The sequence below is a fragment of the Myxococcus sp. AM011 genome (genome assembly GCF_013372595.1).
Lineage (GTDB): Bacteria > Myxococcota > Myxococcia > Myxococcales > Myxococcaceae > Myxococcus > Myxococcus eversor.
Genome location: NZ_JABXEM010000128.1, coordinates 25084 through 31090, shown reverse-complemented (window position 1 = coordinate 31090; position 6007 = coordinate 25084). Strand labels below are relative to the sequence as shown.

Here is a 6007-nt window from a genome sequence, read left to right as displayed (position 1 = left end):
GCCCCAAGCCCCCCATGAGCTGACACCTTACGGACCCCACTCCGTGCCCGGAGGGTTGGGGTGTTCGTTTGCCCGGGACTGACCAGAAAACCAAATCAGTCACTCAGTGCCGGATGCCCGTGAAGTCCCCGGCCCCACGACGAGGAACGCAGCGATGAAGACGACCTTGAAGGCAGCAGTGGTGGCGGTGGCCGTGGTGGCGGGCGCGTGTGGCGGCGGCGGCAAGCCCGTGGCGCCTCCGCCCTCGGCGCAGGCCGCGCAGAAGCCCGTGGGCGTCAAAGCCGTCACGCCGGCCACGAAGCTGGAGGCGAGCGTCCTGCAGGCCACCGGCAACGTGCGCGCCAAGCAGGAGGCGACGCTGAGCGCGGAGGCCTCCGGCACCCTCACCAAAGTCACGGTGAATGCGGGCGACGCGGTGAAGCGCGGCCAGGTGCTCGCGCAGCTCGACACCTCCAACGCGCGCCTCACCGCCAACCAGGCCCGCGCCGCCAAGGCCGCGGCCGAAGCGGCGCTGGAGGGCGCGAAGACGGAGGTGGAGCGGGCACGGACGCTGGCGCAGTCGGGCAGCCTCGCGCGCGCCTCGCTCGACAAGGCCGAAGTGGGCTACCGCCAGGCGCAGGCCCAGGCCGAGCAGGCCGCCGCGGTCCTCGCCAGCGCGCAGGAGACGCTGCGCGACGCCACCCTCACCGCGCCCTTCGACGGCGTCATCACCACCCGCAGCCGCAACGAAGGCGACTACGTGACTCCGGGCACTGCCATCTTCGGCCTCGTCAACCCGCAGGCCCTGGAGGTGCGCGCCCCGGTGCCCGAGGCCTTCGTGGACCGCGTGAAGGTCGGCACCATCGTCAAGGGCACGCTCAATCCCTCCGGTGCTCCGTTCGAGGCGAAGGTGCGGAGCCTCGGCGCCATCATCGACTCGCAGACGCGCACCGTCGAAGTCCTCGCGGACGTGCTGCCGGCGAAGAGCGAAGGCGTCGTCCTTCGCGCGGGCGCGCTGGTGGAGCTGGACTTCTCCAACATGATGGCCACCGACGACGCGCCGGGACAGGCGGGGGTCTTCCTCCCCTCGCAGGCCGTCAACTCCAAGGGCCAGCAGGGCTTCGTCTGGGTGGTCCAGGACGGCAAGGCGCAGCGCCGTGACGTCAAGGTGGAGCGCGTGCTGCCCGGCTTCGTGCGCGTCGTCCACGGGCTCGGCCACGAGGAGCGCGTCGTCGCGGACGCCAGCCTGCCGCTCCAGAACGGCGTCGCGCTCCAGGTCGTGCAGTAGCCCTTCTCCTCCCTCCCTTCTTCGACGAGCGCCACTGCCATGCTCCAGACCTTCATCAAACACTCCGTCTTCACCGTCATGCTGATGGCGGCGGTCGTCGTCTTCGGCCTGTATGCCTATCCGCGCATCGGCGTGGACCAGTACCCCAACGTCGACATCCCCGTCGTCACCGTCACCACGCTCTTGCCGGGCGCGGACCCCGAGTCCATGGAGAAGAACGTCTCCGACCCGCTCGAGGAGGCGCTCAACACGCTCAACGGGGTGGACGAGCTCAACTCCATCAACCTGGAGAACGTCAGCCAGGTCACCATCAGCTTCAAGCTGGGCACCAACGTGGACGTGGCGGCCCAGGACGTTCGCGACCGCGTGCAGGCCACGCTGCGCGAGTTGCCCAACGATATCGAAACGCCCGTCGTGGAGAAGTTCGACATCGGCGCGGCGCCCATCCTCACGCTGTCGCTCTCCGGCGCGCTGCCCATCGAGGAGCTGACGCGCGTGGCGGAGGACGTGGTGAAGCCCTCGCTCCAGAGCCAGGCGGGCGTGGGCAGCATCGGCGTGGTGGGCGGCCGCGAGCGGGAGATTCAGCTGGTGGTCGACCCGCAGCGGCTGCGCGGCTACGGGCTGGCCATCGGCGACGTGAGCCAGGCCCTTCAATCCCAGAGCGTGGATCTGCCCGGCGGGCGCGCCACGCAGGGAGGCCGCGAGCGAATCGTCCGGCTGACGGCCGAGGCGCGCAGCGTGGAGGAGATTGGCGCCATCATCGTCGCCAGCCCCAATGGCACGCCGGTGCGCGTGCGTGACGTGGCGGCGGTGGTGGACGGCGCGCAGGAGGCGCGAGGACTTGCCCGCTCGGACACGGGCACCGCGCTCGCCCTCGTGGTGCGCAAGCAGTCGGGCGCCAACACGGTGCAGGTGGCCGAGAACGTCAAGGAGTCGCTCACGGAGCTCAACGCCGAGCTGCCCCAGGGCGTGACGGTCAGCACCATCAGCGACAACTCGACGACGATTCGCGCCTCCATCCACGCGGTGCAGGAGGACATGCTCATCGGCGGCGTCCTCTCCGTGCTCATCGTGCTCTTCTTCCTGCGGGACTGGCGCTCCACGCTCGTGTCGGCCGTCGCGCTGCCGGTGAGCGTCATCGGCACCTTCGCGGTGATGGCGCTGCTGGGCTTCACCTTCAACATGATTACGATGCTGGCGCTGACGCTCTCCATCGGCCTGCTCATCGACGACGCCATCGTGGTCATCGAGAACATCGTGCGGCATCTGGAGGAGGGCAAGACGCCCATGAAGGCGGCGCTGGAGGGCACCTCGCAGATTGTCATCGCGGTGCTCGCGGTGACGCTCGCCATCGTCGCCGTGTTCATCCCCGTGGCCTTCATGGAGGGGACGATTGGCCAGTTCTTCTTCCAGTTCGGCGTCACGGTGGCCGTGGCGGTGCTCATCTCCTACGCGGTGTCGATGACGCTCACGCCCATGCTCTCCAGCCGCCTGCTCAAGGCCCACGCCCACGGCGGGCCCCGCAACCGCGTGAGCGCCTCCATCGAGCGCGGGCTCGTGGGGATGGAGCGCGGCTATCGCCGCATCCTCGGCTGGGTGCTGGAGCGACGCGCCCTGGCCATCGCCGTCGCGGTGGGCGTGCTGGTGCTGACGCTGGGCATGGCCCGCTTCCTCAAGTTCACCTTCATCCCGCCCTCCGACAACGGCGCGGTGCGCGTGACGCTGGAGCTGCCCGTGGGCTCCACGCTCGAGGACACCGAGCGCGAGCTGGGAATCGTGGCCGCGCAGGTGCGCCCCCTGGAGGGCGTGAAGGAGACGTTCAGCACGGCGGGCGGTGGCACGCTCGAGGAGGTGCACAAGGGCGAGGTGCTGGTGAACCTGGTGCCGCGCAAGGAGCGCGCCTTCGACCAGGAGGCCTTCAAGGTGCGCCTGCGTGACGCGCTGGCCGAGCGCCCGGGGGTGATGCTCTCCGTCCAGGACGTCTCCGGCGTCGGTGGTGGTGGCCGCACCCAGCAGGTCCAGTACGTGCTGCGCGGCACGGACTGGCCCCAGGTCGTCGCGTCCAGCGAGAAGCTGCTCACCCTCATGAAGTCCCACCCCAGCTTCACCGACGTCGACACGACGTTCCGCAGCGGCAAGCCGCAGTTCGACGTGCGCGTGGACCGCGAGCGCGCCGCGCAGATGGGCGTGCCCGCGGCCCAGGTGGGCGTCGCCCTGCGGGCCTACCTGGGGCGCGACGAGTTCATGACGTACCGCGAGGGCGGCGAGACCTATGACGTGAAGCTGCGCCTGCCCGACGCGACGCTCGCCTCCGAGGAGGCACTGGGACAGCTCACCGTGCGCACCACGGGTGGGCAGTTGGTGGAGCTGCGCAACGTGGCCAGCATCACCCCCTCCGAGGGGCCGGTGCAGATTGACCGGATGAACCAGAAGCGGCAGATCACCCTGCTCGCCAACCTGGCGCCCGGCTACACCCTGGGCGAAGGCATGAGCTTCCTCACCGCGCAGGCGGAGCAGGTGCTGCCCCAGGGCGTGGTGGGAGGCTTCGCCGGCAACGCGAAGGAGCTGAACAAGACCGTCGGCGCGTTCGCGACCGCGCTGGGGCTCGGCATCCTCCTGCTGTACATGATTCTGGCGGCGCAGTTCGGCAGCTACGTCCACCCGTTCACCATCATGTTGTCGCTGCCGTTCGCGCTCATCGGTGCCATCGGCGCGCTGCTGCTGTCGGGCCACGCCCTGTCGATGATTGCCCTCATCGGCGTCATCATGCTGATGGGCCTCGTCGTGAAGAACGGCATCCTGCTGGTCGACTTCACCCAGCAGCTTCGAGATGCCGGCAAGAGCGCTCGCGACGCGCTGCTGGAGGCCGCGCCGGTTCGCCTGCGTCCCATCCTCATGACGACCATCGCCATGGTGGCCGGCATGATTCCGGTGGCGCTCGCCAAGGGAGACGGCGCCGAGACTCGCGTGCCGATGGCGCTCGTCATCATCGGCGGCCTCATCAGCTCCACGGTGCTGACGCTGGTGGTGGTGCCCGTCGTCTACTCGCTGCTGGACGGGCTCTCCGCCCGCTTCAGCCGTCGCAAGAGTGACTCCCATGCGTCGGAGGCAGTGGTCGCGCCGAGCGGCCCGCTCCTCGCGGAGGAGGGCTCCCACTGAGACACGAGCCCACGCCCCGCTGAAGGCGGAACCGGGAGCCACACACCCGGTTCCGCCCCCTTCCACCTGATTCACGAGGTCGACGCTCCGGTCCTCTCAAGGGACCGCGACGTACTTCGTGTGTCCTCTGCTCCTGACGCATCCACCTCGGTCTCCACCATGCTCCTCCATGCGCTCATCACCAGCGTCCTGCTGACGCAGGCCCCCACTTCCCAGCCGGCGCCCGCCACCACCGACACACCCATGCGGGACACGGCGTCCCAGGCGGCCTCCAGCGACTCCGCCGTGCCGATGCCCGCGCCTGGCACCAAGGCGACCGCGCTCCCGCTGCTCACCCTCGACGAGGCCATCGCCCTCGCGGAGAAGCAGAGCCCCAGCCTCGACGCCGCACGTGCGCGCCTTCAGCAGTCCAAGGAGCTGGGCAACAAGGCCTGGTCCGGATACCTCCCCAGTGTCACCGCGAGCGGCTCGTACATCCGCAATCCGCAGGAGCTGACGTTCGCCCTCCCCGGTGCTCCGGACCCCATCACCTTGCAGAAGCGGGACCAGCTCTCCGGTCAAATCTCCGCGCGGCAGGCCCTGATTGTCCCCACGCTGTGGCCCGCCATCAAGAATGCCTACCTGGGCGAGAAGGTGGCGGGGCTGACGGCGGAGAACTCGCGCCGCGAGATTCTCTTCTCGGTGGCCCAGGCCTATCTCGGAGCCGCGAGCCTGCGGGAGGCCATGGCGGTGCAGGAGCAGCTCCTGGAGGTCCGCCGCGGCTTCGAGCGCGACGCCCAGAACCGCTTCGAGGTGGGTGACGTGGAGCGGCTGGCGCTGCTGCGCGCGACGCTGGACCGCAAGCAGGCCGAGCAGGAGGTGGTGCGAAGCCGCAATGCCTATGCGACGGCGAAGAGTTCTCTCGCCGCGCTCCTCGCGCGACCGGTGGACTTCGACGTGGCGCCTCCCAAGCAGACGGCCGTGTCACTCCCCGCCGAGACAGGGGATGCGGCGTCCGCCGAGAAGACGGCCCTGGACCGGCGGCCGGATGCCTCGGCGGCGCGCCTCAACGTGGACCTGGCTCGCGGCGGGCGCAAGCAGGTCGTCATGGAGTACCTCCCCAGCCTGCATGCCACGGGCAACGTCTCGACGAGCAACACCGCCGGCCTCACCGGCGTGGCGTCCACGTGGACCGCGGGGCTGGCCCTGTCGTGGAACCTGTTCGACGGCGGACTGCGCGAGGCCAACCTGCGGGAGTCCTCTGGAAAAATCGCCGAGGCGAACGCCAACCTGCGCGGCACCGAGGAGAAGATTCGCGACGAGGTGCGCAAGGCGCGCAGCGAGCTGGAGAGCTCGGAGGTCAACCTCAGCACAGCCGAGGAGCGGGTGAAGCTGGCATGGGAGAGCGCGCGCCTGGCGAAGCAGAGCTTCGATGCGGGAGCCTCGACGTACCTTCAGGTGACGGACGTCAACGCGACGCTCGCGAGCGCGCAGATGTCCGCCGTGACGGAGGCGCTCAACGTGCAGTTGTCGCGTCTCGCCCTGGCCCGCGCGACGGGCCTCTTCGACCCCACCGGCAACGCCCTGGCGCCCGTGCAGTAG

The 6007-nt window shown here is 69.7% G+C and carries 3 protein-coding genes; all 3 read left to right on the top strand.

The window, feature by feature from the left end; genetic code table 11:
- Positions 1 to 154: 154 nt before the first annotated feature.
- The 3 genes from HUW62_RS25400 to HUW62_RS25390 all read left to right on the top strand — a co-directional run bounded on the left by HUW62_RS25400 (position 155) and on the right by HUW62_RS25390 (position 6007).
- Complete coding sequence (locus HUW62_RS25400; protein WP_176435862.1) at positions 155 to 1267, top strand: efflux RND transporter periplasmic adaptor subunit; 1113 nt, start codon at positions 155 to 157, stop codon at positions 1265 to 1267.
- A 39-nt stretch (positions 1268 to 1306) separates the two neighbouring features.
- A complete protein-coding gene (locus HUW62_RS25395; protein WP_176435861.1) occupies positions 1307 to 4426 on the top strand; it encodes an efflux RND transporter permease subunit in 3120 nt (1039 codons plus the stop codon).
- Between the two features lie 159 nt (positions 4427 to 4585).
- Positions 4586 to 6007 (top strand): TolC family protein, encoded by a 1422-nt coding sequence (locus tag HUW62_RS25390; RefSeq protein ID WP_176435860.1) that lies wholly within the window; start codon positions 4586 to 4588, stop codon positions 6005 to 6007.

Coding starts and splice junctions, on each gene's coding strand:
- HUW62_RS25400 (WP_176435862.1), top strand. CDS start 155: ATGAAGACGACCTTGAAGGCAGCAGTGGTGGCGGTGGCCGTGGTGGCG.
- HUW62_RS25395 (WP_176435861.1), top strand. CDS start 1,307: ATGCTCCAGACCTTCATCAAACACTCCGTCTTCACCGTCATGCTGATG.
- HUW62_RS25390 (WP_176435860.1), top strand. CDS start 4,586: ATGCTCCTCCATGCGCTCATCACCAGCGTCCTGCTGACGCAGGCCCCC.